The sequence below is a fragment of the Actinomycetota bacterium genome, from assembly GCA_035640355.1.
Lineage (GTDB): Bacteria > Actinomycetota > UBA4738 > UBA4738 > HRBIN12 > CALGFI01.
On sequence record DASQWI010000026.1, the window covers coordinates 100266 to 125078 of the forward strand.

The 24813-nt window shown below is 67.9% G+C and carries 28 protein-coding genes and 1 tRNA gene; 7 read left to right on the forward strand and 22 right to left on the reverse strand.

Features of this window, described 5'->3' with window-relative positions:
• Positions 1-4: 4 nt before the first annotated feature.
• Positions 5-1594, forward strand: a complete 1590-nt coding sequence (locus VFA08_13195) for a D-aminoacylase (protein HYZ14544.1) — start codon at positions 5-7, stop codon at positions 1592-1594.
• On the opposite strand, the gene VFA08_13200 is transcribed toward VFA08_13195, so the two are convergent.
• The gene (locus tag VFA08_13200; GenBank protein ID HYZ14545.1) at positions 1575-2522 is read right to left on the reverse strand and encodes a hypothetical protein; all 948 of its coding nucleotides are present in this window, start codon (positions 2520-2522) and stop codon (positions 1575-1577) included. The genes VFA08_13195 and VFA08_13200 overlap by 20 nt on opposite strands.
• A gap of 139 nt (positions 2523-2661) precedes the next feature.
• Between VFA08_13200 and VFA08_13205 the strand changes: the two genes are divergently transcribed.
• The 3 genes from VFA08_13205 to VFA08_13215 all read left to right on the forward strand — a co-directional run bounded on the left by VFA08_13205 (position 2662) and on the right by VFA08_13215 (position 4166).
• Complete coding sequence (locus VFA08_13205; protein ID HYZ14546.1) at positions 2662-2943, forward strand: hypothetical protein; 282 nt, start codon at positions 2662-2664, stop codon at positions 2941-2943.
• A gap of 121 nt (positions 2944-3064) precedes the next feature.
• Entirely contained in the window at positions 3065-3892 is an 828-nt protein-coding gene (locus VFA08_13210) for a hypothetical protein (protein HYZ14547.1), read from the forward strand.
• Between the two features lie 136 nt (positions 3893-4028).
• Positions 4029-4166, forward strand: coding sequence for a hypothetical protein (locus tag VFA08_13215; GenBank protein ID HYZ14548.1), 138 nt, complete (start codon positions 4029-4031; stop codon positions 4164-4166).
• Between the two features lie 108 nt (positions 4167-4274).
• Here VFA08_13215 and VFA08_13220 read toward each other — a convergent pair.
• The 6 genes from VFA08_13220 to VFA08_13245 all read right to left on the reverse strand — a co-directional run bounded on the left by VFA08_13220 (position 4275) and on the right by VFA08_13245 (position 8442).
• Positions 4275-4346, reverse strand: a tRNA-Thr gene (locus VFA08_13220).
• A gap of 13 nt (positions 4347-4359) precedes the next feature.
• Positions 4360-5085: a 23S rRNA (guanosine(2251)-2'-O)-methyltransferase RlmB gene (gene rlmB / locus VFA08_13225; GenBank protein ID HYZ14549.1), complete on the reverse strand. Its 726-nt coding sequence runs from the start codon at positions 5083-5085 to the stop codon at positions 4360-4362.
• Between the two features lie 26 nt (positions 5086-5111).
• Entirely contained in the window at positions 5112-5588 is a 477-nt protein-coding gene (gene ispF, locus VFA08_13230) for a 2-C-methyl-D-erythritol 2,4-cyclodiphosphate synthase (protein ID HYZ14550.1), read from the reverse strand.
• Entirely contained in the window at positions 5581-6264 is a 684-nt protein-coding gene (gene ispD, locus VFA08_13235; protein ID HYZ14551.1) for a 2-C-methyl-D-erythritol 4-phosphate cytidylyltransferase, read from the reverse strand. Before ispD ends, ispF begins: the two co-directional genes overlap by 8 nt.
• 171 nt (positions 6265-6435) lie before the next feature.
• Positions 6436-6948 carry a CarD family transcriptional regulator gene (locus VFA08_13240; GenBank protein ID HYZ14552.1) on the reverse strand — a complete coding sequence of 171 codons (513 nt, stop codon included), beginning with the start codon at positions 6946-6948 and terminating at the stop codon, positions 6436-6438.
• A gap of 78 nt (positions 6949-7026) precedes the next feature.
• Entirely contained in the window at positions 7027-8442 is a 1416-nt protein-coding gene (locus VFA08_13245; GenBank protein HYZ14553.1) for an AAA family ATPase, read from the reverse strand.
• Positions 8443-8636: 194 nt separating this feature from the next.
• On the opposite strand from VFA08_13245, the gene VFA08_13250 reads away from it, so the two are divergent.
• Positions 8637-8981 (forward strand): hypothetical protein, encoded by a 345-nt coding sequence (locus VFA08_13250; protein HYZ14554.1) that lies wholly within the window; start codon positions 8637-8639, stop codon positions 8979-8981.
• 279 nt (positions 8982-9260) lie between these two features.
• Positions 9261-10031, forward strand: coding sequence for an RIO1 family regulatory kinase/ATPase (locus VFA08_13255; protein ID HYZ14555.1), 771 nt, complete (start codon positions 9261-9263; stop codon positions 10029-10031).
• On the opposite strand, the gene VFA08_13260 is transcribed toward VFA08_13255, so the two are convergent.
• Positions 10028-10399 carry a hypothetical protein gene (locus VFA08_13260; GenBank protein HYZ14556.1) on the reverse strand — a complete coding sequence of 124 codons (372 nt, stop codon included), beginning with the start codon at positions 10397-10399 and terminating at the stop codon, positions 10028-10030. The genes VFA08_13255 and VFA08_13260 overlap by 4 nt on opposite strands.
• 190 nt (positions 10400-10589) lie before the next feature.
• A complete protein-coding gene (locus VFA08_13265; GenBank protein ID HYZ14557.1) occupies positions 10590-13079 on the reverse strand; it encodes an ATP-dependent Clp protease ATP-binding subunit in 2490 nt (829 codons plus the stop codon).
• Positions 13080-13481: 402 nt separating this feature from the next.
• On the opposite strand from VFA08_13265, the gene VFA08_13270 reads away from it, so the two are divergent.
• A complete protein-coding gene (locus tag VFA08_13270) occupies positions 13482-13868 on the forward strand; it encodes a response regulator transcription factor (GenBank protein ID HYZ14558.1) in 387 nt (128 codons plus the stop codon).
• 9 nt (positions 13869-13877) lie between these two features.
• Here VFA08_13270 and lysS read toward each other — a convergent pair whose 3' ends face one another.
• The 13 genes from lysS to VFA08_13335 form a co-directional block, all read right to left on the reverse strand.
• Positions 13878-15422, reverse strand: coding sequence for a lysine--tRNA ligase (gene lysS / locus VFA08_13275; protein HYZ14559.1), 1545 nt, complete (start codon positions 15420-15422; stop codon positions 13878-13880).
• Positions 15415-16194 (reverse strand): type III pantothenate kinase, encoded by a 780-nt coding sequence (locus VFA08_13280; protein ID HYZ14560.1) that lies wholly within the window; start codon positions 16192-16194, stop codon positions 15415-15417. The genes lysS and VFA08_13280 overlap by 8 nt, the downstream gene beginning before the upstream one ends.
• A gap of 62 nt (positions 16195-16256) precedes the next feature.
• Positions 16257-17108 carry a pantoate--beta-alanine ligase gene (gene panC / locus VFA08_13285; GenBank protein HYZ14561.1) on the reverse strand — a complete coding sequence of 284 codons (852 nt, stop codon included), beginning with the start codon at positions 17106-17108 and terminating at the stop codon, positions 16257-16259.
• Positions 17099-17962 carry a DUF2520 domain-containing protein gene (locus VFA08_13290; GenBank protein HYZ14562.1) on the reverse strand — a complete coding sequence of 288 codons (864 nt, stop codon included), beginning with the start codon at positions 17960-17962 and terminating at the stop codon, positions 17099-17101. Before VFA08_13290 ends, panC begins: the two co-directional genes overlap by 10 nt.
• Before the next feature lie 18 nt (positions 17963-17980).
• A complete protein-coding gene (locus VFA08_13295) occupies positions 17981-19156 on the reverse strand; it encodes a hypothetical protein (GenBank protein ID HYZ14563.1) in 1176 nt (391 codons plus the stop codon).
• A complete protein-coding gene (folK, locus tag VFA08_13300; protein ID HYZ14564.1) occupies positions 19153-19656 on the reverse strand; it encodes a 2-amino-4-hydroxy-6-hydroxymethyldihydropteridine diphosphokinase in 504 nt (167 codons plus the stop codon). The genes VFA08_13295 and folK overlap by 4 nt, the downstream gene beginning before the upstream one ends.
• A gap of 8 nt (positions 19657-19664) precedes the next feature.
• A complete protein-coding gene (locus VFA08_13305) occupies positions 19665-20018 on the reverse strand; it encodes a dihydroneopterin aldolase (protein ID HYZ14565.1) in 354 nt (117 codons plus the stop codon).
• Positions 20019-20024: 6 nt separating this feature from the next.
• Entirely contained in the window at positions 20025-20921 is an 897-nt protein-coding gene (locus VFA08_13310; protein HYZ14566.1) for an alpha/beta hydrolase, read from the reverse strand.
• Complete coding sequence (folP, locus tag VFA08_13315) at positions 20918-21766, reverse strand: dihydropteroate synthase (protein HYZ14567.1); 849 nt, start codon at positions 21764-21766, stop codon at positions 20918-20920. Before folP ends, VFA08_13310 begins: the two co-directional genes overlap by 4 nt.
• A gap of 40 nt (positions 21767-21806) precedes the next feature.
• A complete protein-coding gene (locus VFA08_13320; protein HYZ14568.1) occupies positions 21807-23039 on the reverse strand; it encodes a hypothetical protein in 1233 nt (410 codons plus the stop codon).
• Positions 23032-23520, reverse strand: coding sequence for a sigma-70 family RNA polymerase sigma factor (locus tag VFA08_13325; protein HYZ14569.1), 489 nt, complete (start codon positions 23518-23520; stop codon positions 23032-23034). Before VFA08_13325 ends, VFA08_13320 begins: the two co-directional genes overlap by 8 nt.
• Before the next feature lie 45 nt (positions 23521-23565).
• On the reverse strand, positions 23566-24138 hold the full coding sequence (folE, locus tag VFA08_13330; protein ID HYZ14570.1) for a GTP cyclohydrolase I FolE: 573 nt from the start codon (positions 24136-24138) through the stop codon (positions 23566-23568).
• Positions 24139-24140: 2 nt separating this feature from the next.
• A complete protein-coding gene (locus VFA08_13335) occupies positions 24141-24809 on the reverse strand; it encodes an HAD family hydrolase (protein HYZ14571.1) in 669 nt (222 codons plus the stop codon).
• Positions 24810-24813: the final 4 nt, after the last annotated feature.

A 24813-nucleotide genomic window follows, 5' to 3' on the forward strand; every position in this document is an offset into this window, starting at 1 on the left:
CACGGTGGACGATCTCGTCGTCGCCGACGCGCTGATCGTCGACGGCACCGGCGCCCCGCAGCGCCCAGGTTCGGTCGTGGTATCGGGCGACCGTGTCGTCGACGTCCTCGACCGAGGCGACGAGGAACCTCCGACGACGGCGCGGATCGATGCCGCCGGGCGAGTCGTCGCGCCCGGATTCGTCGACGTGCACAGCCACTCGGACATCACGCCGTTCGTCGAGCCGACGATGGACTCGATGCTGCGGCAGGGCGTGACGACGCTCGTCGTGGGCAACTGCGGCGGATCGGCCTACCCGATCGAGGGCGCGCTCGAGCACGCGGCGATGACCGGCGCGGACCCGAAGGCGCTCGCGCTCGACTGGAGCTCGTTCGGCGAGTACCTGGCGCGCATCGACGACTCGCGCCCCGCTCTGAACGTCGCGTCGCTCGTCGGCCACGGCACGCTGCGCGAGCACGTCATGGGCGTGCAGCAACGACGTTCGCCGACGGACGACGAGATCCGGTCGATGCGCGACCTGCTCCGCGAAGCTCTTGCAGAGGGCGCCGTCGGGTTCTCCACCGGGCTCGTGTACGCCCCGGGCCTGCACGCGTCGACGGACGAGATCGCGACCGTCGCCACCGCCCTCGCGGAAATCGGTGGCGTCTACGCGAGCCACATCCGCGGCGAGGACTCGAACGTGTTCGACGCCGTCGGTGAGTGCATCGAGATCGGCCGGCGGGCCGGCGCACCGTCGCACGTGAGCCACTTGAAGGTCGAGACCCGGCCGATGTGGGGACGCTCCGGTGAGCTGCTCGAGCTCGTCGACGCCGAACGCGCTCGCGGCGCCGATGTGACCGCCGACCAGTACCCGTACGACGCGTGGGAGACGAGCCTCGCGTCGGCGCTCCCGCCGTGGGTCACCGCCGAGGAGCTACCCGGTGTCGTTGCGGACGCCGCTGCGGCACAATGGCTCTTCGACTCGATCGAGCTGGGCGAGCCCGGCTGGGCGAGCGTCGGACGCGGGATCGGCTGGGACCGCATCGTCCTCGGCTCGCATCTGGCCGACCCGTCGCTCACCGGCCGATCGATCGCCGATGTCGCCGACGAGCGCGGCATCGCCCCGGCCGAAGCGATCGGGCAACTGCTGCTCGCCGACCCGCATACCGGCATCGTCGGCCACGCCATGGACGAAGACGACGTTCGTACGATCGTCTCTCGTGCAGACGTGTTCGTCGCGACGGACGGACTCGCGGTGTCGCCGAACGGGCCGCTCGGTGCGTTCGCGGTGCACCCCCGCTATTACGGGACGTTCCCTCGCGTGCTCGGCAGGTACACGCACAACGAGCGACTGCTCTCGCTCGAGGACGCCGTCCTGAAGATGACGTCGTTGCCTGCCGCCCGGTTCGGCCTCGATCACCGCGGGACGATCGAGCGCGGAGCGTTCGCCGACCTCGTCGTGTTCGATCCCGAACGCGTGACCGACCGAGCGACGTTCGAGCGGCCGCACGCCTTCGCGGATGGCATCGACGTCGTCATCGTCAACGGACGAGTCGCGTGGGACGGCTCGGCGGTCGGGCGTCATGGTCGCGCTCTCAGGCGCGGCGAGCGCTGACCCTCAGCTCGGGCAGTTGGCCTGGCCGCTGTCCGGATCGACCATGCACGCCGAAACGTCGACGGCCTCGAAGGCCGACGCGGGCACGGACTTCAGCTGATCGAGCAGGCGGTTCCGCCACCGGCCGTCGCGCGTGCCCTGGAAATACCAGTTGGAGCCGTTGTCGGCGACGATGAGCCCGTACCGCTTCATGGCGCGAAGGATCACCCGCGCTCGGACTGAACTCCGACAGGTCGAAGTTCGCGCGGAGGCGGAACCGCGCCCCCATCGGGGGGCAGTCGGGATCGTTCACACCGGCCTCGTGCCGCGCGGGCCACACGTACGAATCGTTCGTACACGAGACCGTGAAGCGGATCGCGTGGGCGACGCGGCCGTCCTCGACCTCGTCGGCTCGAACGAGGCCCGCGAAGATCGGCAGCCCGGCGGCGTCTGCCGACGTCCACGTGTCCGGACGAAGGCGGTTCGAGTCCAGATCCCAGATCGCGCCGCTCCCCGCTCGAGGGTTCCCGCCGTTCCAGTCGGCGGCGAACAGCTCGTAGAGACGGCACGTTCCCCTCTCGATCATCAGCGCGTGCCGGTCCGACCCGCCTTCGATCGGCGTTCGCCCGTCGAACGGATACGGCCCGCGATCGCTCTCGCCCGCGTAGGTGAAGGCGACCTTCACCTTGGAATGACGGCGTCCAACGGTCTCGAACGGCATGCCGTAGGACGGCGGTCCGAAGTCCGGATGAAGGTTGGTCGACGACGCGCTCGCGGATCGGAGCCACGTGTCGCTCATCGCGTGGACCGGCAGGGCGTCGATGCGCGTGTTCCAGATGTTGTTGGCGGGGAACACGCGGCAGCTCGTGCCGGGCACCTCGGCCGCACGCACCGGCACGGCGACGAGGGTTGCAGCGGAGAGCACGGCGAGCACGGCGATGCGACGCATCCTAGGTGCATCGTCAGGAGTGCGACCTCGACTTGAGCCTCGCCCTGGCGGTCCGCCGATGACCGCGGTCCCGTGACGAACGCGTGACGAACGTGTGGCGTCGCTTGAGCGGACCGTTCGCGGGCGTCACGCTCGCCGGATGGACATTCAGATGACGATCGCGTTGGCACTGATCGGCCTTGCCGGGGTGGCGGCCGGCTTCGTCGGGATCCTCCTACCGCCCGGAGAGCGGATCGCGGCGGCGTTGCCGCTCGTGGTCGGCGCTGGCGTCGGCCTCGTCACGCTGGCGATCGGCGCGAACGGTGCCGAGAGCGACGAGCAGTTCGAGGTCGTGTTCCTGTGGGGTGCGGTCCTCGGCTTCGTGGCAACGTGCGGGGCGCTCGCGGCTCTGTGGTTCCGAGCGCGACCCCGCGTTCGATAGGCACGCCTCGTCCTCTCGTCACCGAACGCGGTCGGGTTTTCGGAGAACGCAGAACTGCCTCTGAACCATCTCGCCGCCCCGTCCGTAGTACGTCGACAAGCCCTGAGACAGGGAGGCGCTGATGCGTCGGATCGTGGTCCTGATCGCTGTTTTGGCCGTGACATCCGCCGCCTGCGGGGGCGACGAGCCCGCGCCGGGATCCGGCTCCTCGCCCCGGGAGGAGAGCGGGGAACGCATCTCCGTGGCGAGCACGGACTTCGGAGAGGCGCTCGTCGAGGAGGAGGGCAGATCCGTCTACATGTTCGTGCCCGACCAGGAGAAGAACGGGACGCCGACGTGCTACGACGACTGCGCGCAGGCGTGGCCCGCGCTCGAAGGTCCGGTCAACGCCGGTGAGGGCGTCGACGAGTCCCTGCTGGGAACCGTGGAGCGAACCGACGGGACGATGCAGGCGACCTACAACGACCTCCCGCTCTACTACTTCTCCGGCGACAGCGCCGCGGGCGACGTCAACGGCCAGGGACTCTTCAACGTGTGGTGGCTCGTGGACGGATCCGGTACTCCCATCGAGGACCCACCCACGAGGATCTCGATCGGGTCGACCGATCTCGGAGACGTGCTCGTCGACGGATCGGGGATGACGCTGTACATGTTCGTGCCGGACCAGGAAGCGAACGGGACACCGACGTGTTACGACGACTGCGCGCGGATGTGGCCGCCCCTCGAGGAGGGCCAGTCCGGTGTGTTCCTGCCGGGAGAGGGTGTGGACGCGTCGCTGTTCGGAACCGTCGCGCGAGATGACGGTACGCAGCAGGTGACGTACAACGATCTGCCCCTGTACCGGTTCGCCGACGACAAGGCCGCGGGCGATGTCAACGGCCAGGGCCTCGGAGACGTCTGGTGGGTGCTGGACGCGGCGGGCGAGCCCATCCAGAAGACTGCCGGCTGACCAGATCCCTCGGAAACCAGAGCAAGGGCTTTGCCGAGCCCGTCGGTGTGGGCCGATACCGAACCCATCCCCGGCGACTGGCGAATCCAAGAGAAGGCCCAGTAGGTCCGAGTCGAGAAGCGGAAGGAGGCTCGACATGGACAAGTCCCCAAGCATGAACCGGAGTCCTCGCCGCACGTGGCTGTGGATCGGCGTCGGGGCCGTGGTGCTGGTCGCCCTCGTAGCTCTGCTCATCACGCAGTCGGGTGGGGGTTCAGGCGGCGGCATCTACTGAGGTCGCTCGCGTCGCGATCCGGGACCAGTTCGCGGGTTCCGGATCGCTGTCGAGCTCTAGAGTGACAAGATCGCTGTCGCCGACGTACCGCCGAAAGGTTTCGATCGGAGCCGGCGGTCGGATTCGAACCGACGACCTGCTGTTTACAAGACAGCTGCTCTGCCCCTGAGCTACGCCGGCCGGCTCTCCGAGTCTACGGTTCGGTCGCGCGCCTCGACGGCAGCACCCAGCCGTATAAGACGGCTGCGAGCGAAGCGGACGCGTTCAACGAGCCGACGCGCCCGAGCATCGGCAACGAGACGAGCACGTCGCACGACTCGCGCGTCAGCCTGGCCAGGCCGGTTCCCTCTGAACCGATCACGACGGCGAGCCGGCCGTCCGGCGGCGGCGCGTCGAGCACGCTCGCGGCGGCGCGCTCGTCGAGCCCGACGATCGTGAACCCGAGGTCCTTGAGCCGTTCGATCGCGCGAGCGATGTTCGCCACGCGCGCGTGCGGCAGATGCAAGAGCGCGCCCGCCGAGGCGCGGATCGCCGCCGACGTGACATCAGCTGAGCGCCTGGTCCTCGTGACGAGCATCGCCGATCCGGCGGCCTCCGCGGATCTCGCCGCCGCGCCGAGGTTCTGTGGGTCCTCGATGCCGTCGAGAACCACGACGACTGCGCCGTCGGCGAATCGGTATTCAGCGAGCTCGCGTTCGCCGAGCGTCCGAGGGGGGCGAACGCGCGCCGCCACACCGCGATGGTCGTCCGAAAACCCATCGAGCTCGTCGCGCGAGACATCGCGAACCGCAACCCTCGCCGCCGCCGCCGCGTCGACGACGTCGCGAAGCGCAGGCGACGAGCGCGCCTCCCTCGCGACCAGCACCTGGTTCGTCACGCCGGCGCGGACGGCCTCGAGGACGGCACGACGTCCCGTCACGACAACCTCGGGGGGTCGGTCGGCGGTTACGTCGCGTCGACGACCGCGATCGCGAGGCATCCGACTCCGTCGCCCGACAGACCGAGACCCTCCGGCCTCGTCGCCTTGACGGACACCCGTTCCGTGGCGACGCCGATCGCGGAAGCGAGCCGCTCACGTATCTCGTCGCGAAACGGCGCGATGGCGGGCTTCGAGGCGACGACGGTGACGTCGGTCGACAACGGTGTCCTCCCCGATCCGCGAACCTTGGCGGCGACCTGCCCGAGCAGCTCGACGCCGGCAATCCCTTCGACGCTCGGATCGTCGTCGGGGAAGTGCTCCCCGATGTCGCCGAGTCCAGCCGCGCCGAGGAGTGCGTCGGCGACCGCGTGACAGATGGCGTCACCGTCGGAGTGACCGGCCAGTCCGTCTTCGCCGTCGAACAGCACCCCACCAAGCATCAACCGGCGCCCGCGCGCGCGGGCATGTACATCGAAGCCGAGCCCAACGCGAACGTCAGCCACGCGCGAGCTCCGACGCGATCGCCTCGGCGCGCGCGAGATCCTCCGGCGTCGTGATCTTGAAGTTCGACGCTTCTCCGGGAACTGCGGCCACCCGATAGCCGGTGCGTTCGAGCACGCCGGCGTCGTCGGTGAGCTCGACGCCATCGCGTTCGGCTCGAGCATGAGACTCACGCAACGCCTCGGCGCGGAACGCCTGGGGCGTCTGCACGACGACGAGTTCGTCGCGAGATTCCGTTCCTGTGACGAACCCGTCGCGGACGCGTTTGACCGTGTCGACGAACGGGAGGACCGGCACGGCGCCGTCCGCAGCGGCCACCGCCCCGATCACCGCGCCGAACAGCGCCGGCGACGCGAACGGACGCGCCGCGTCATGGCACACGAGAACGTCGCTCGACGCCGCGCCCGAGCCGAGCGCCGCTCGAACGGATGCCTGACGTGTCTCGCCCCCGACCACGACATCGCACGGACCGAACGACTCCAGCGCGCGCCGCGCCTCGTCCTCGGACCCAGGGGGAACGGCGACGATGACCGAGCCAACTTCCGGACACTCGAACGCGGATACTGCCGCGTGAACGATCAACGGGCGGCCGGCGAGCCATGCAAACGCCTTCGGAACCTCGAGCCCGAGGCGTTCTCCCCGTCCCGCAGCGACCAAGATGACGACGGCGTCGCCCACGCCGCGAGCCTACCCAGTGCGCGAGGGCACGAGAGCATCCGCCTCACGGGCACGCAGGCGGCCGCCCCTCGTCCGGGCACTGTGCCCGAGCATCTCCAATAGATGCCTCGACGCGAGCGCGCGCCGACTTGACCCGGGAACCGGCGGAGTTCGACGGTGACGCGCTACCGACTACGCGTTGGCGGCGATGGCCCGGGCGCCGTGGGAGTCGTCCAAGACCTTGTCGATCATGGCCTCGGCCTTGACCTCGTCGCCACCCGTCGCGTAGGTGAGCTCGGAGACGAGGATCTGCCGCGCCTTGGTGATCATCCGCTTCTCGCCGGCGGATAGACCGCGCTCGCGCTCGCGGATCGAGAGATTCCGGACGACTTCGGCCACCTGATAGATGTCGCCCGAGCGCAGCTTCTCGATGTTGTTCTTGAAGCGGCGACTCCAGTTGGCGGCCATCTTGGACTCGTCTTCCTTCAGAACGTTGAGGACCTTCTTGACCTCGTTCTTGCTGACGACCGAGCGGAGGCCGACCTCGTCAGAGCTTTCGATCGGGACCATCAGTGTGAGGTCGCCGTACGAGACCCGGAGCTTGAAGTACTTCCGCCTCTCTCCTAGGAACTCCCTCACGCAGAGCTCTTCGATGACTGCTGCACCGTGCTCTGGATGGACAACCGTATCGCCCTTACGAAACACAAGACCCCCTCGGATCGGCGGCTCGGCCCGGAATCGACTGTGCAGCCAGGGTAGCACGGGCGATGCGTGCTCCGCAAATCAAAAGCCCAGGTCAGAGCGCCTTTTGGCCCGTTCTGGGTGGCCGTTTGTCGGTCCGTCGATGGCAATAGACCGAACGCCCTCGGCCGGCCCGGAATGTCGGCGCGATGCTCCGGCCCAGGTCAGGGCTTCTTTCGCGTGATGAACCGGGATCATCCGCACGCCGTCGATCCCTTCGGTGCCCGGCGCGGCGAAGACCGTGCGGATCCCCGCGGCACGCGCGACGCTGAGGCGCGCCGGCATCGCCGCGACGCCGCGAATCACGCCGGTCAGGCCTACCTCGCCGACGAACGCCGACGCCTCGGGCGGAAGGCGCTCGGTCGCTGCAGATGCCAGCGCTGCTGCGAGCGCCAGGTCGCAGGCGGGGTCGTCGACGCGGATACCACCGGCAGACGCGCCGAACAGGTCGGCCCGTCCGACCGGGATCGAGGCACGCTCCAGCACGGCCGCCACCAGGTGGAAGCGCCGGGGGTCCAGGCCCGTCACGTGGCGCCTCGGCGGACCTTGCGTCGGCGCGACGAGCGCCTGAACCTCTACCGCGAGAGCCCGCCGCCCGGCCCGAGGCAGTGCCACGGCAGCGCCCGGTTCGAGCTGGTGGGAAAACAGCACGTCCGACGGGTCGATCTCGTGGAGCCCCCGCGCCGTCATCTCCAGCCATGCGACCTCGCCCTCGGCGCCGAACCGGTTCTTGCCCCCGGTGAGCATCCGAAGTCCCGATCGCGGGTCGCCGTCGAACGTCAGCACGACGTCGACGGCGTGCTCGAGCGTTCGAGGGCCGGCCACGTCGCCGTCCTTGGTGACGTGGCCGGTCAGGACCACGGCGATGCCGAGCGCCTTGGCCAGGCCGACGAGCGCGTCCGCACACGAACGCACCTGCGCGGGCCCGCCCGGGACCTGCCCGCTGTCGGGGTCACGAAGGGTCTGCACCGAATCGACGGCGAGGAGAAAGGGCCGAGATGTGTGGGCGGCCGCCACGACCGACGGCAGCTCGCGTCCTGGAACGAACGAGACCGAGGCGCCGTCGACGCCGAGCCGCCGCGCGCGGGATGCCACCTGCCCGCGCGACTCTTCGCCTGACGCGAGGAGGCAGGAGAGCCCCGCTGCCGACAGGTTGGCCACCACCTGGAGGAGGAGCGTCGACTTGCCGATCCCGGGCTCGCCTGCGAGCAGCGCGACCGAGCCGGGGACGACCCCGCCGCCGAGCACACGGTCGACGCCGGCGAACCCGGTCGACACGCGTTGGTCCTCGTCGCCGTCGTGCACGAGCACCGTGACCTCGACGCCACCCGCGGCCATCTCGGTCTCGGCGCGCTCCGCGATCGTTCCCCAACCACCGCAGCCGGGACAGCGCCCCGCCCACCGGGCGAGCTGTTGTCCGCAATCACGGCAAACGAAGAGCGTCCGAACCTTGACCACCCGCCGACCCTAGCGGGAGGGTCCGACAATCGATGGTCGGCGACACCGACGCGAGTGATGTCGGCGCCCCCGAGTAGGGTCGTCGCGGCGGTCGGTGGCCGTCCCCCGCGGTCGGCCCGGAAATCCTCTCCCTTCGCCATGCGCTCAGACCGCGGTGCGTCCGATATGAAAGAGAACGGGCAGGAGAAGGCGACGTGCAGGCGGTCTCAGCGGAACGATTCGTCGAAGACGGGACCCTGACCGTCGCGCCCGACCTTCCGGCGTCGGGCGGGAGGAGCGAATACCCCCTCGTCCTGGTCGAATGGCACGACGCGTGGTTCGACGCCGACCAGTCCGGACCGGAGGACTGCCGCGCCGACTACGTGGTCCGAACGGTCGGGTTCTTGATCGCCGACGGCCCGAGATTCCTGTCGATCGCCCATGAGGTCCTTCCGGACGACGACGGGTTCCGCGCCGTCACGCACATCCCGCTCGCCATCGTCGAGTCGGTCACGAACCTGTCGCTGCAGCCGCAACGAGACGCTTCGACACTTCCCTGAGCGCACGCGAGCCCCTATACTTCGGCGAACGGATACCGGAAGCGTCCAGAAGGCCCCGGAAGGAGGGATGAAGACATGACAGCGAACGCCGCCGCCGTGATGCCGCATCCCTCGAGGAGCGCGATCTAGCCGCAGGGTCCGTCCAGGCCCGCACCGCCAGCCGCCCCCGAGGGGCGGCTTTCTTGTTGCCCTTATCCCACCGGAAGGAGGTACGTCGATGACTGCGCCCTACGCGCACCGACACGACCTGACCGTAGCGACAGGGAAAGGACACCAGCGTTGGAAACGCTCGAGAACGAAGACAGCTCGTTCAACTACTTCATCGACGAGGGCCTGATCACGGACGTCGTTCGGGTCATCAAGACGGGGAAGGAGGCGTCCGTCCACTTGTGTCGGGCGAACCTCGCCACCGGCGAGGACCTGGTCGCGCTGAAGCTCTACCACCCGCTCGATCGCCGGGATTTCCGTGACGAGTCGCTCTACAGGGACGGCGAGTGGATCAAGGAGCGACGCATCCGCGTCGCACTGGAGAAACGCACTCGTTACGGACGCGAGGTGCAGGGATCGATCTGGGTGAACCGAGAGTGGGAGACCCTGACCGCGCTCTCAGAAGGCGGGGCGCCGGTTCCACGCCCCATCGCCGCGACACACGATGCGATCCTCATGTCGTACATAGGCGATAACGAGATGGCGGCGCCGCAACTGCGCTCAGTCCGGCCCGACCGCGATGAGGCACACGACCTGTTCGAGCAGATGATCCGGGCGATCGAGATGATGTTGTTTCGCAACGTCATCCACGGCGACCTGTCGGCATACAACGTGCTGATATGGGATGGCCGCGTGACCGTGATCGACCTGCCTCAGGCAGTGGATCCAAGGAAGAACCGGCACGCCGAGGGGCTCCTGGAACGCGATGTAACGCGGATCTGCGAGCACTTCGAGCGCTACGGCGTCCGATCGTCACCGAAGAGCATCGTGTCCGACCTATGGACGGGGTGGACGTTCGCCGACCTCGTCCCCGAAGAGCTGCGTGTCGAGCTGGAGCTCTAGGCGTTACGCGCGCCGCGGAACTCGAGCGTGTAGGTCCACGCCGAGCCGTCGGGCGCGTGCTCGAAGCTCTGGAGCCGCCCGACCTCGCCGCCAGGGAGGAGCACGGGAAGTCCAACGTGCTCCGATCCCGGCCACAGCTCCTCGCGCACCCGCTCATCCAGCCGGAGCAGTGTCATGGGCTCCTCGCCCGAGCGTTCGAGCGGCTCGCACCACTCGGCGCCCTTCTGATCCGCCCGGCGGAACCGAACGAGCTTCGGCACGGCGTGGAGCAGCAGTGGCTCGCCGGGAAACGCCCAACCCTTGCCGAAGAAGCGCCACCGTTCGCCGTCCTTGGACGTCTCGACGGCCCAGGGGATGTGTTCGCCCACGCGCGCAGGCTAGACGAGCGCCCTGGATGCGTGAATCCCCTCGAATGGGAGATGCGGCGAGGGCGTCGGAGAGCACATCCTTGCTCCCTCCAGGGCCAGACACCGAAGGGCCCGGCAGCCAAGTGGTTGCCGGGCCATCGGTCTTGCAGTCGGACGGCGGGAGCCGCCCGACGTTCTGAAGCGCTTCCGCCTATCCCTCCTGGGAGCCCGCGAGCTCGACCGGCGGGACGTCGGGCGGAACGCCCACGCCCTCGAACACGATCTCGCCGTCGCGAGCGTCGATGATGACCGTCTGTCCGGCGCGGAACTCTTTCCACAGGAGCTTCTCCGAGAGCGGGTCCTCGACCATCCGCTGGATCGTTCGCCGCAGTGGACGGGCGCCGAGCGCCGGGTCATAGCCCTTCTCGGCGAGCAGCGTCTTGGCCTCGTCCGTCAGCTCGATCTCGAGGTCCTTGCCCTTAAGCTGCTCGCGCACTCGCCGCGTCATCAGGTCGACGATGCGCTTCACGTCCTCCTGAGTGAGCGAGTGGAAGACGATCACCTCGTCGATCCGGTTCAGGAACTCGGGTCGGAAGGACTTCTTGAGCTCGTCCATGACCCGGTCCTTCATCTTCTCGTAGGTCATCTTCTCGTCCGGACGCGCCGCGAACCCGATCCCCGGTCCCTTCTGGATGTCCCGGGTCCCGAGGTTCGACGTCATGATGATGATCGTGTTCTTGAAGTCGACCTGGTGTCCCTGGCTGTCCGTCAGCCGCCCGTCCTCGAGGATCTGGAGCAGCGTGTTGAACACGTCGGGGTGCGCCTTCTCGATCTCGTCGAACAGGATCACGCTGAACGGCTTGCGCCTGACCGCCTCGGTCAGCTGACCGCCCTCCTCGTATCCGACGTATCCCGGAGGCGAGCCGATCAGACGGCTGACCGTGTGCTTCTCCATGTACTCGGACATGTCGAGCTGGATCAGGGCGTCCTCGTCGCCGAACAGGAACTCGGCGAGCGCCTTGGACAACTCGGTCTTCCCGACACCCGACGGCCCGAGGAAGATAAACGAGCCGGCCGGCCGCTTGGGGTCCTTGAGGCCAGCGCGCGTGCGACGGATCGCCTTGCTGACCGCGGTGATCGAGTCGTTCTGGCTGATGATCCGCTTGTGGAGCTCGTCCTCCATGCGGAGCAGCTTCTCCGTCTCCTCTTCGGTCAGCTTGAACACCGGGATGCCGGTCCAGGTGGAGAGAACCTCGGCGATCTCTTCTTCGTCGACCTCCGACAGGATGTCCATCTCGCCGGACTTCCACTCGCGCTCACGGCGCTCGCGCTCGGCGCGGAGCTGGCCCTCCTGGTCGCGGAGCGACGCCGCACCCTCGAAGTCCTGTGCGTCGATCGCCGACTCCTTCTTCAGGCGAACCTCAGCGATCTTCTCGTCGATCTCGCGGACGTTCGGCGGTGCGGTCATTCGACGGATCCGCATGCGTGAGCCGGCCTCGTCGATGAGGTCGATCGCCTTGTCGGGCAGGTACCGGTCGCTGATGTACCTGTCGGCGAGGTTGGCGGCCGCGACGAGCGCGTCGTCGGTGAAGTTCACGCGATGGTGCGCCTCGTACCGGTCGCGGAGTCCCTTCAGGATCTCGATCGTGTGCGCGACGGTCGGCTCCTCGACGTTGATCGGCTGGAGCCGCCGCTCGAGCGCCGCGTCCTTCTCCAGGTGCTTGCGGTATTCGTCGCGCGTGGTCGCGCCGATCGTTTGGAGCTCGCCGCGTGCGAGCATCGGCTTGAGGATGCTGGCGGCGTCGATCGCGCCCTCGGCCGCGCCGGCGCCGACGAGCGTGTGCAGCTCGTCGATGAACAGCACGATGTCGCCGCGCGTCCGGATCTCCTTCAGGACCTTCTTCAGACGCTCCTCGAAGTCGCCCCGATAGCGTGACCCGGCGACGAGCGCGCCGAGGTCGAGCGTGTAGATCTGCTTGCCCTTGAGCGTTTCGGGCACCTCACCCTTGACGATGTCCTGCGCGAGGCCCTCGACGATGGCCGTCTTGCCGACGCCGGGCTCGCCGATCAACACCGGGTTGTTCTTGGTCCGGCGCGAGAGGACCTGCATGACCCGCTCGATCTCCTTCTGGCGACCGATCACGGGGTCGAGCTTGGTTTCGCGCGCGAGTTGCGTGAGGTTCCTTCCGAACTGGTCGAGCACCATCGAGCCCTGTCCCTGGCCTTCGCCGGTGCCGCCCGGAGTGGTCTCGCCCTTGCCGCCGGTGTAGCCCGACAGGAGCTGGATGACCGTCTGGCGAACGCGGTTCAGGTCGGCGCCGAGCTTCTGCAGTACCTGCGCGGCGACGCCCTCGCCTTCGCGGATCAGGCCGAGCAGGATGTGCTCGGTGCCGATGTAGTTGTGCCCCAGCTGAAGCGCCTCCCGTAGCGAGAGCTCGAGGACCTTCTTGGCACGGGGCGTGAAGGGAATGTGCCCGGTCGGAGCGGCCTGACCCTGGCCGATGATTTCCTCGACCTGCTGCCGCACGGCCTCGAGCGAGATGTTGAGCGACTCGAGCGCCTTGGCGGCGACGCCCTCACCCTCGTGGATCAGGCCGAGCAGGATGTGCTCGGTGCCGATGTAGTTGTGGTTGAGCATCCTCGCCTCTTCTTGGGCGAGGACGACGACTCGGCGGGCCCGGTCGGTGAAACGCTCGAACATATGTCTCCCCCGGGGGCCCGAGGCCCCAGCTAGCGAACTGCTTCCTCGCGGATCAGCGGACCCCGTCCTACCCCCGAGGCAGGTTGAGCGCTCCGGTTCGGCGCCAGCTCACGCGCGCCTCCGAAGCGCCCACGCGGGCAAGTATACCCCTGGGTCCTGATAGGAGCGGTCTTGACCACGGCACATCCATACCCTCGGCCGGCTTTCGCATCTACCTCTATTCGGTAAACGTCGGCGCGTGGGATGAGGTTCTGCAACGTTCTAACCCGACCCCCGCCGGGTATGGCCCGAAGTAGCCAGGATGGTTTCCTCCGAATGGGGCGTTGTTCGTGTGGCTTCGGTCCGTGAGGATGAAGCGCCAGCTGGCTTCCCCGGTGCCTTCCCGGGAAGGAGACGAACGAGTTGCAGGTCGTTGTCGTCGACGATCACCAGTCCTTCCGGCGTGCGCTCACGTCGGCGCTTCGCATGGTCAAGGGCATCGACGTCGCCGGCGAGGCCGCCGGCGGGATCGAGGGCGCCGAGCGGGCCATCCTGCTCGATCCGGACCTGGTCGTGATGGACCTGTCGATGCCTGACCTGGACGGCATCGAGTCCATGCGTCGGATCCACAAGGCAAAGCCCGACCTCCCGGTCGTGATCCTTACAGCGCACGCCGATCCCGGCGTGGAGCGCGAGGCCCGCGATGCGGGGGCGGCCGGGTTCGTGGCCAAGGGAACGGGACTCGAGGACCTGGTCACCGTGCTGCGCGACGCCGCCGAAGACTCGCGGCACAGTCGAACGGCCGTCTGAGCTCGAGCTTTACCTCTCCTCGCCCTCTTCCCCGCGCCCCATGGGGCGGTGATGCGGGAACAGGATCACGTCCCTGATGCTTGGCATGTCCGCGAGGATCGTCGCGACCCGGTCGACGCCGATCCCCAGCCCACCCGCGGGTGGCATGCCGTGTTCGAGCGCCTGCAAGAAGTCCTCGTCGAGAGGATGGGTCTCCTCTTCGCCTCGTGACCGGGCGCGCATCTGTGCCTCGAATCTGGAGCGCTGATCGTCGGGATCGGTGAGCTCGCTGTATCCGGCGCCAATCTCGATGCCACCCAGGTACGGGTCGACGTGTTCGGTCAGTTGGGGGTCGTGCCGATTCGGACGGGCAAGCGGCGAGACCTCCCGAGGAAAGTCCATGACGAACGTCGGCTCGAACAGCGTGGGCTCGACAGCGTCCTCCCACAACTCTTGAACGATCTTGCCCGGCCCCCAGGCGGGGTCGACGTACACGCCTCGCGCGTCCGCGAGCGATCCGAGATCGCCGCGGTCGAGGTCGATCTCCTCGCCGATGTGCTCCGAGAGTGACCCGAGCATCGTGATCCGGCGCCAGGGACGACCGACGTCGAGCTCACGACCCCGGTACGTGAACGTGGTCCGACCATGGACCGCGATCGCCGCCTCGCGCATGAGTTCCTCGGTGATCCGCATCATGCCCTCGTAGTCCGTGTACGCCTGGTAGCACTCCATCATCGTGAACTCGGGATTGTGGGTGCGGTCGATTCCCTCGTTGCGGAAGTTGCGGCCGATCTCGTACACGCGCTCAAGGCCGCCGACGAGCAGCCTCTTCAGGTACAGCTCGAGCGCGATCCGTAGGTACAGATCGATGTCGAGCGCCTCATGATGGGTCACGAACGGCTTCGCCAGCGCGCCTCCCGCGAGGCTCTGGAGTACGGGCGTCTCGACCTCGATGAACCCGTTCACGTCGAGGTAGGCGCGGAACGCTGACAGCACGTTCGCCCGGGTTGTCACGATCCGCCGTGCATCGAGATCGGTCGCGAGCTGCAAGTACCGGAGCCGCTGCTGTAGGTCAGGGTCTTTGAGACCGTGCCACTTCTCCGGGAGCGGCCGGAGCGCCTTGGACAGCATCGCCAGCCGCTCGACGAACACCGACAGCTCGCCTTTCTTCGTCTTGCCGACTCGCCCCGTCGCGGCGACGATGTCGCCCAAGTCGATCTCGTCGAGGACCGCAGCGGTGCCCTCGGCGACGTCACCCTCTCGACAGAGGAGCTGGATGTCGCCGGCGCGATCGCGAACCACGATGAACTTCAGCTTGCCCATGTCGCGCAGCATCACGACGCGGCCGGCCACCGTTCGGATCTGATCGGTGACCTCGCCGTCGGGGATCGCGCCAGCGAACTCGTCTCTGATCGCCTTCGAGTGGGTCGGTTCGCGAACGCCGAGCGCCTGCTCCAGGTTCAGCGCGAACGCCTTGTCGCCGAGCCGCTCGCGACTCTCGCGCCGGGCCTTCAGGACCTCGCGTTCACGTCCGAGTGACGGTTCGCCGGGCGGGCCGCCGTGCGGTTCACCCATCGGGACCGGCGTTGCGTTCGAACACCAAGCGAAGCCCCTCGAGCGTGAGCCACGGGTCGTGTTCGTCGACGAACTGACAGTGCGGAACGATGAGAGGCGCCAGTCCGCCCGTCACAACGACGGTCGCCGAGCCCCCGAGCTCCTTGCGGAGGCGGTCGATCATTCCGTCGGCCTCGGCGGCCGAGCCGTAGATCAGCGCCGACTGGATGGCCTCGACGGTGTTCTTGCCCACGACGGAACGGGGTGCGCCGAGCTCGACCTGGGGAAGTCGAGCGGTCTCGCGCGAGAGCGACGCGTTCTTCGTCTGGACGCCCGGCGCGATCGCGCCGCCGAGGAACTCGCCGCGTTCGGACACGACGTCGTAGGTGGTCGCGGTGCCGAAGTCGATCACGATGCACGGTCCGCCGTACCGGCTGAACGCCGCGAGCGCGTTCACCACGCGGTCGGGCCCGATCTCACGCGGGTTGTCGGTGGCTATGGAAAGACCGGTCTTCGTCCCGGGTTCGACGACGATCGGCGGGAAGTTGAAGTAGCGGTTCACCATCTCGCGCAAAGCGCTCGTCGATGTCGGCACGACCGAGCTCAGCACGACGCCGGTGATCTGGTTCGAGAACGTCAGGCCGACCTGATCCAGAAGACCGGCGAACAGCACCGCGAGCTCGTCCGCGGTGCGTTCTGAGTCGGTCGACGTTCGCCACTGCTGTTCGAGGTCGGTGCCGCGGAACACGCCGAGCACGGTGTTCGTGTTCCCGACGTTCACCGCAAGTAGCACGCGTTCCTCCTCTTGGTTCGGGTCATCCTGTCACGCGCCGACCGTCCAGACACGCACGAGCGTCACGCCGTCGGCAACAGCAGGTTGTCGATCAGTCGCGTCTGCCCGAACCGCGCCGCGACGAGCGCTCGAGCCGGCGCTCGAATCTCGCGCACCTCCGTGAACGTCGCCTCGTCGACGACGGCCGCGTAGTCGAGCTTCGCCTCTGAGGTCGCGCCGATCTCGCGCGCCATGGCGGCGACGAGCTTCGCGGCGTCGCGCTCCCCTCCCTTCGCGAGCTCCGCCGCCTCCGACAGTGCGAGGAACAGGCACCCCGCCGCCTCACGCTGGTCCGGCGTGAGACGCGCGTTCCGCGACGACATCGCCACGCCGTCAGCCTCGCGAACGGTCGGACTCGAAACGACGTCGACCGGGAACGAGAGGTCCGCGACCATCCGCCCAACGAGCGCGAGCTGCTGGGCGTCCTTCTCGCCGAAGTAAGCGCGACACGCACCGACCGCGTGAACAAGCTTCGCCACGACGGTGAGGACGCCGCGGAAATGGCCCGGACGGCTCGCGCCCTCGAATCGCTCGCCGAGGGGGCCCGGATCGACGGTCACGTCCGGTCGCCCTCGCGGATACATCTCCTCCGCCGACGGCGCGAACACCACGTCGACGTTCAGCTCGCGTGCGATCGTGAGATCGCGCTCCTCATTGCGTGGATACGCGGCAAGGTCTGCCGGATCGCCGAACTGCAAGGGGTTCACGAAGATGGAGACGACGGCGACGTCACGTTCGGATCGCGCGCGCCGGATGAGTGAGAGGTGCCCGTCATGGAACGAACCCATCGTCGGTACGAATCCGATGGACTTGCCGTTCGAACGTGCCTCGTCGCACGACGCCAGCGTCGCGGCGACGGTCCGGATCACCTCCACCTGGTGAGGATCTCCTGCACAGCGTGTCGACCCTCGTCCGGAAGGCGCCCCGATCTCGCGGCCACCTCCGCGGTCAGCTCGGCAAGCGCCACGTACGAAGAAACGGCTTCGGGAACGCGTTCGGCGAGCGCCTCGAGGTTGCGTTCGACCGTGGCGGCGTCACCGCGGACCGCGGGTCCGGTTAGGGCATCGGCCGCGCCCACCCGGCGGATGTTCTCGAGCGTCGCGTCCTGCAACGTCGCGAGGTACTCGCCGCCGTCCTTCACACCAGCTTCGACTTGGATCTGCTGAGCGATCGCGGTGATCGTGACGAGGTAGTTCGATGCGAACACCCCGGCCGAGTGATACAGCGCCTTCATGTCGTCGGCCAATCGGAAGGGCCGCCCGCCCGCGTCCTCGGCCAGGCGATCGCCGAGGACTTCCCCCTTTTCGTTCGTCGCCGTGATGGCGAACCCAGCGCCGGGGATGCGATCGACGCCCGCTTCGACGGAGGGAATCGTCTGGAGCGGATGGATCGACAGAGTCGTCGCTCCGACGGATGTCGCGGCGTCGAGGGCGCCCAGGCCGGTCGCTCCGGACACGTGCGCAACCGACGATCCCGAACGGATCGATCCCGCTCGCGCGATCCGCTCACACACCTCCGCGATCGACGCGTCGGGTGTCGCGATCACGACGACCTCCGCGTCTTCCGCAGCCTCGGCCGGATCGAGCACGGGGACGCCGGGCAGGTGAGTTGCGGCGCGCTCCCGTGTTTTGTGTCCTCCGGCCACGGCGACGATCCGATGGCCGGCCCGAGACCAGAGAACGGCAAGAGCGGTTCCGACGCGTCCCGCGCCGAGGACGGCGATGTCCATGCGCCGCAAGTATCTCGCTCAGGGAAGCCAGCCGATCGGTCCGATCGGAGACGGCGCCTCCGGCGGGAGAGCGATGGGGAAGCTTCCGGTGGGCGTTCGCACGACGATCCGACCCGGACGCCCGGCGAACACGTCGCCCGCGTCGTCGAAGGCGGCGCCGGAGAACGCCGGTCGGCGCGGAAATGCATTCGGCGGGAGTAGGAGCTCCGCCGTTCCGGCCGGAACGTACACGAGCCACATCCCACGCCTGTTCCCGATGAACCCGTTCACGACCACGTAGCCCCCGTCCGGCGACCACGCGAGGACGCGGTCCGAGACGAGGGGATCGCCGTTCACGAGCGGACGCGGACGCCCTGACTGCGGCCACACGAGGATCCGGCCGGTCGGACGTCGCGGCCACACGCCGAGCCCATCCAACCCGCCGACCGGATCGACGAACAGGAACGTGCCGCGCGGCGAGACCGACACGTGCGCGAAATCGGGGAACAGCGTCGACACGTTGGTCGGCCAGATCGATCGGACCTCGACGCGGCCGTGATCCACGAACGATGCGACGGCCATGTCGCGATGCAGTGTGGCCGAAACGAGGTTCCCGCACTCCTCACGACCACGCAGCACCAGGGCCTCCTCGGCGGTGTCGAGATCGACGCGGTGGAGCGTGTAGGAACGCGGCTCGCATCCCGGGACCTCGCCCCCGGCGGGTTCCGTTCGCCCGACGATAAGTGCCCGTCCGTTGGTCGCGAGCGAGATGACGTCGCCGCGAGCGATCTCGACGGGCTCCGTATCCGGCGAGAGTCCATTTATGACGTATGCGACGCCCTCGGCCCCGCCGTCGTCGGCGACGATCACGATGCTTTGAGGGGACTGGTTCGTGACCCACAGCTCCTCGGCGGCCGGAACGAGCGGCCCCTCGACGAGGTCACCGCTCCGCAGGTCGAAAGCCCACAGCCGTTGTCGTCGCTCGGCCGATCCCTCCGTATCCAGCGAGATGAACACCAGGCGACCGTGCAGTCGTTGGCCGGCCAATGCCGATTCGTTCGGGCTCGTGGTCGCTTGCCGCGGCGTACGGGTGTCGCCCGAGATCAGGTCGTACAACGATGGCAGCGCGAGCAGCAATGCGACACCGACGCCGATGACGACGAGCTGCCCGCCTCGTCGGGTTCGGCCCTCGATGGGCTCGTCGTCGCGGCTCATCGCTCGACGCGAAGCGCCGGCGCGAACGGCCGAACGCCGAACATCGCGTCGGGCGGAAGCCGGACGTCGTCGAGCCGGCGCCCGCCCGGCAACCCCGGGTCGGCCGTGAGATCGGCCAGCGGGATCAGGACGAACGCGCGCTCGTGCATCCGCGGGTGAGGGATCTCGAGGTCGGGCTCGTCGATCTCGCGCTCGTCATACGTCAACACGTCGATGTCGATCGTGCGCGGACCCCATCGCTCGGCTCGCACACGTCCGAGCTCGACCTCGACGGCCAGACACTGCTTCAGGAGCTCGCGCGGCTCGAGGTCGGTTCGTACCTCGATCACGGCATTGAGGTACGGCGGCTGCGGCGGGCCGACCGGCTCCGTTTCGTAGACGCGTGATGAACGAACCACATCCATGCTCGGACGCGCGTCGAGAAGCTCGACCGCTCGCTGAAGGGTTGCGAGCCGATCGCCGAGGTTCGAACCGAGCGCCAAGAAAGCCTGTTCGGCCACGTGAGATATCAGTCGCCCTCGACCGTGGCGGCCGCCGCGACACCGTCGACGTCGTTCGAACGCGCCGCGGCTGGCTTGTGGACGACTGCCGTAGCGCGAACGACGCCAGGCCGCGCCGCGACGGCTTCAGCGACCGCGTCCGCGATCGACTCGAGCAGGTCGAACCGTTCGCGCTCGACCGCCTCCCGCGCCGTTCGGATCAGCTCTCGGTAATCCGACGTTCCGCCGATCCGATCGGCAGTGACGTCGACCTCGACGTCCAGATCGACGACGAAGTCCTGCGCCTGATCTTTCTCGCCGGGGTTGGCGCCGTGATGCCCGGACGTCCTGATCCCCGTGAGGAACAGGCGTGCCGTCGACACCTTAGGCTATTCCTCTCCGGGCGGTCGCCGGCCGAGCGTGACGACGACCGGACCAGCGTCGGGTTCGTGACGGTGCTCGACCTTTATGTATTGCCTCTGGAGCCACTTGAAGATAAGCGGGACAACGGTGTCCGCCGCGTCCTCCAGCAGGAAGTGGCCGCATCCCGGAAGGAGTGCGACGGAGGACCACGGGAGGACGTCGGCGAGACGTTCGGCGTTGTTCGGCGCGACGAACGTGTCCTCCTCCCCCCAAAGGATGAAGACCGGAATCTCGAGCTCCGCGAGCTGCGACTCGAGATCGACCAAGCCTTCTCCATCGAACGACGCCGCGACGCGGCGGAACCGCTCTAGCCCGACCGCGCCGCGGAACGATCTCAGGTACTCGCCAACGTCGTCTTCGGAAAGCTGCGCGCGTTTCGTCCCGGCGTCGAGCATTTCGTTGACCCACGTGTGGACGTGCTCGGGGCGGAGCTGGTCAAGTCGCGCGTTGAGCTCACGCACCTTCGGCGCGGGCCACGCGTCGAACGCGATCACGTCGATCAGCACCAGCGCGTCGACGTTGCCGTCGAGCGCGAGGAGTTGGGCAACACCCCCGCCGTGTCCGTGTCCGACGAGCGCGTACCGATCGACCCCCAGTGCGCCGAGGAGCTCGCGAACGTGTTCGGCATGCGACGCAAGCCGAAGGTCCGCGCCATCGGCAGCCTCGGAATCGCCGGAGCCAAGGAGATCCGGCGCGATCACGCGCATGAATGGAGACAGCATCGGGATCAATCGTCGCCAGGCATATGACGAGGTCATCCCGCCGGCGAGAAGCACGACAGGTGGCGCTTCGCGTTCGCCCTCGTCCACGACGGCGAACTCGCCGCCAGAGACACGGACGCGCCGCTTGTCGATCCACGTCATGCGTGCCCTCTCGCGATCGCGTCGACCACGCGAACGGCCCGAACGACCTCGCGCACGTCGTGCACTCTCACGCCGTGCGCTCCCCGAGCGACCATCCACGCCACGGCCCCGATCGTTCCCTCGACGCGCTGGTTCTCTGGCAGGTCGAGGATCGCGCCGATGAAGCGCTTCCGCGACGGCCCGACCAGCAGTGGACGACCGAGGTCGATGAAAGCGTCGACGCGCCGCATCAGCTCGAGGTTGTGCCCGAGGTCCTTGCCGAACCCGATGCCGGGATCGATAGCGATGCGTTCGGGATCGATGCCGGCGAACTCGGCCGCCTCGATCCGTTCGCGCAGGAACTCGTGCACCTCGCCGACGACGTCGTCGTAGGTCGGCGCCTCCTGCATCGTCTTCGGCTCGCCCTTCATGTGCATCAGAACGACCGCGGCGTCGTGCTCGCGAACGACGTCGAGCATCGCCGGGTCCGCGCCGGCGGAGACGTCGTTCACGATCGTCGCGCCGGCCTCGAGCGCGCTCCCGGCGACGGCGGCTTTGCGTGTGTCGATCGAGATTGGGATCCGCGGGAGCTCGTCGACGAGACGTTCGATCAGGGGAGAGACGCGTTCGATCTCTTCGTCGACCGGCACGGGGTCCGACCCAGGTCGGGTGGACTCCCCGCCGACATCGACGATGTCGGCACCGTCCGCGACCATCTCAACGGCGTGCTTCACCGCGTCATCGCGGTCGAAGAACTGGCCGCCCTCGGAGAACGAGTCCGGCGTGACGTTCAGGATCCCCATGACGAGCGTTCGCTCGGAGCAGTCGAACGCTCGATCGCCAACGCGCCAGATTGGGCCACCCACGTGGCCATCGTAGCCACGAGCCGCCGGACCGCGGCGGGGTCTATCCCGAGGTGAGATCGACCTTCGTGAGCGTGCCCTCGTAGTTCAGGATCCACACCGAATCGGGCGCGACGGCCATCGCCACTGGGTTCTCGTCTCCAAGTGTCACGCGCTCGGTCACGGCGTCGGTGGCGGGATCGAAGAGCGTGAGTCGCACCGGCCCTTCGCCCTGGACGCCGTCGTACCCGAGGAACCAGATTCCGCGATCGTCCGCCTCGACAAAACCGCAGCAGAATGCGAATCGGCTTGGGTCCGGCGCCTGCTCTTCGCCCATGAACGTGTTGGAGGCGGGATCGAATCGCGAGAAGCCGCGATCCGAAGCGAACCACAACTCGCCTCGCGAGAGGACCGGCCCACCCTCGAAAGAGCGAGACTGGACCTCGACCGTCGCTGTCACTCCGCCGACGGGATCGATCGAGGTGAGGTGCCCATCGACGTTGACGGCGCGGTCGCCACCCTCGTATGTGACGAGACGACCGTTGGCCGTTACCAGCGTGTGAGCCCAGTTCGAGGACAACGGGATTCGGGTTAGAAGAGCGCCCGTCTCCGGGTCGACTCGCACCACCTCCATGGAGTGGTCGACGCTCTCGTCGCCGAAGAGCAACACCCACAGATCACCGTCGAGGAACGCGAGATCGGCGCCGACGTCACCGCCGAGCGTGAACAGGTCCACCACCTCGTTCCTCACGACGTCGATGCGAGTGACGGCTGCGTCGGATCCACCGCCGGGCGAGTCGAACCCGCCCGACGCTTCGACGCCTCCGGTGATCCAGAGGTTGTCGCCTTCGACGACCATCGCACCGCCGCCGACCTCCCACGTCGGGATCGTCTCTACGGGAATCTCCGTGATGGTCTCGTTCGTTACCGGGTCGATGCGAAGGATCCGGCCGCCGTACGTTCCGTCGTTGTTCGAAACCGCGACCCAAACGCTCCCTGCTCCGTACACGACGGAGCGCGGATCCTCGCCGACCGCGAACGTCGCGGCGTTCTCTCCGCGAAGCGGGCTCACCGGAGAGCCCGATGGCGGACCGACCACGTCCTTCTCGCTTCGGAACGCGGCGACTGCTACCGCGAATCCGGCAACCGCGACGAGCGCGGCCGCTGTGGCCGCGACCCACGGGCGAGCCCGCCGCGCCGGCGGCGCCACGGTCGGCGGCCGATCGATGATCTCGGACCACAAGTCGGGCGTTGGCGACCGCTTGAGCGAACGGAACCGTTCGTCGAGGTCAGTCATCGTTTTCCTCCAAGAGTCGGCGAAGGCGTCGACGAGCCCGCATCAGGTGGACCTTCACGGCGGCGGGCGTTGAACCGACGATCGCTGCGACCTCACGGATCGGATATCCCGCGGCGTGATGCAGCACGACCGCCGCGCGCTGGCGCTCCGACAGCCGCGATAGCGCAGCGACGAGCTCACGCGCCAGTTCCTCCATCTCATACGTCCTCTCAACCGACATGCCGATGGTTTGCCTCCGAGATTTCAGCTCACCCGCGGCGACGCGGAACACCGTTCGCCAGATCCACCGCTCGGCGTCGCGGATCTCGTCACCTCGCCTGAGCGCCTGTGCGAACGCTTCGGCCACTGCATCGCTCGCCACCTCCGGGTCGCCGGCGAAGGCGAGCACGGCATGCCACATCCTTGCGCCCTGCTCCCGATACAGGCGCTCCAGCCGCTCACCGCGCTTGACGCCCGCCGGCGCTCGATCCACTTTGGCCATACAGGGTGAAAGACCAGCCGAGAGGTAAACGGGTTCCGGGAAGAACTATGCCTTGCCGATGTGGTGGAGCGCCTCTTGGCGGGTTCGGGCGTCACTGCGAAACAGGCCGCGCACGGCAGAGGTCACCGTCTTCGAACCCGGCTTCTTCACTCCCCGCATCGTCATGCACAGGTGCTCGGCCTCGATCAAGACGAACACACCGCGAGGCTCGAGCGCCATCTCGATCGTGTCGGCGATCTCGGTCGTCAAACGCTCTTGCACCTGGAGCCGCTTCGACAGCACGTCCACCACTCGCGCGATCTTCGACAGCCCGGTGATTCGGCCGTCCTTGTTGGGGATGTACGCGACGTGCGCCTTGCCGTTGAAGGCCAACATGTGGTGCTCGCACAGCGCCGTCAGCGGGATGTCCTTCACCATGATCATCTCGTCGAAGTCCGCCCCCGGGACAACGGAAACGAGCGGCGTCGGATCGACGTCGATGCCCGCGAGGATCTCCTCGTACATGTCCGCCACGCGTCGCGGCGTGTCCTTCAGGCCGTCGCGGTCCGGGTCCTCGCCCACGCCCTCGAGGATGAGCCGAACGCCTTCTTCGACCTTCTTGTGATCGATCTCCGCCATCCCTACCCCTGCACCGGAACGAGGTCCTCGAGCGTCTCGGGGAGCTTCGTCAGGTCGGACAGCTCAGCCGCGCGCGGCGCGTCGGAGGTCTCGTGCATCCGGTTGATCCAAACCGCCGTGAGCCCGAGCTCGGCTGCAGGTCGAATGTCGTGGAGGATCGAGGCCGCGACGTGTACGTGTCGCGCTCTGTCGACGTTCGTCGCCTCGAAGAATCGGTTCCAGTGACCGTGCGCCGGCTTGTACGAGCCGGCCTCAGCGGCCGTAACGCGCACGTCGACGGGAACGCCGATCAGCCCGAGCGACGCGTCGAGCAGGTCCGGATCGGTGTTCGAAAGGATGGCGATCTTCCAACCGCGGTCGCGGAGCTCCGAGAGCGACGATGGCACCTCGGGGAACGGCTGCCAGGTCGGAAGCGAGTCGGCGAGCGCCGCGTGCTCGTCGTCGTCGAGGCGAAGCCGTTCACGCCGCGCGAGCTTCTCGAGCGACTCGGTCAGCACCTCGCGATAGGAGATCGAACGCCCGTGCTGCACCTCGGGTTCGATCTCGTGATACGCGCCGAGCAGCAGGTCGGCGTCGTGCTCGGGCCACAGGTCGGAGAGCGTGTCCCGAATGCCCCCCATCCAGTCGATGAGCGTTCCGTAGCAATCGAAGGTGGCCCACCGCTCCGTCATCGAC

What these genes read in the sequence shown, in the direction of transcription:
- VFA08_13295 (HYZ14563.1), bottom strand. Translation starts at nt 19,156, where the DNA reads ATGAGCCGCGACGACGAGCCCATCGAGGGCCGAACCCGACGAGGCGGG.
- VFA08_13205 (HYZ14546.1), top strand. Translation starts at nt 2,662, where the DNA reads ATGGACATTCAGATGACGATCGCGTTGGCACTGATCGGCCTTGCCGGG.
- VFA08_13290 (HYZ14562.1), bottom strand. Translation starts at nt 17,962, where the DNA reads ATGGACATCGCCGTCCTCGGCGCGGGACGCGTCGGAACCGCTCTTGCC.
- VFA08_13265 (HYZ14557.1), bottom strand. Translation starts at nt 13,079, where the DNA reads ATGTTCGAGCGTTTCACCGACCGGGCCCGCCGAGTCGTCGTCCTCGCC.
- VFA08_13200 (HYZ14545.1), bottom strand. Translation starts at nt 2,522, where the DNA reads ATGCGTCGCATCGCCGTGCTCGCCGTGCTCTCCGCTGCAACCCTCGTC.
- lysS (HYZ14559.1), bottom strand. Translation starts at nt 15,422, where the DNA reads ATGGGTGAACCGCACGGCGGCCCGCCCGGCGAACCGTCACTCGGACGT.
- VFA08_13215 (HYZ14548.1), top strand. Translation starts at nt 4,029, where the DNA reads ATGGACAAGTCCCCAAGCATGAACCGGAGTCCTCGCCGCACGTGGCTG.
- VFA08_13310 (HYZ14566.1), bottom strand. Translation starts at nt 20,921, where the DNA reads ATGACGTGGATCGACAAGCGGCGCGTCCGTGTCTCTGGCGGCGAGTTC.
- VFA08_13325 (HYZ14569.1), bottom strand. Translation starts at nt 23,520, where the DNA reads ATGGCCAAAGTGGATCGAGCGCCGGCGGGCGTCAAGCGCGGTGAGCGG.
- VFA08_13335 (HYZ14571.1), bottom strand. Translation starts at nt 24,809, where the DNA reads ATGACGGAGCGGTGGGCCACCTTCGATTGCTACGGAACGCTCATCGAC.
- VFA08_13320 (HYZ14568.1), bottom strand. Translation starts at nt 23,039, where the DNA reads ATGACTGACCTCGACGAACGGTTCCGTTCGCTCAAGCGGTCGCCAACG.
- folE (HYZ14570.1), bottom strand. Translation starts at nt 24,138, where the DNA reads ATGGCGGAGATCGATCACAAGAAGGTCGAAGAAGGCGTTCGGCTCATC.
- VFA08_13210 (HYZ14547.1), top strand. Translation starts at nt 3,065, where the DNA reads ATGCGTCGGATCGTGGTCCTGATCGCTGTTTTGGCCGTGACATCCGCC.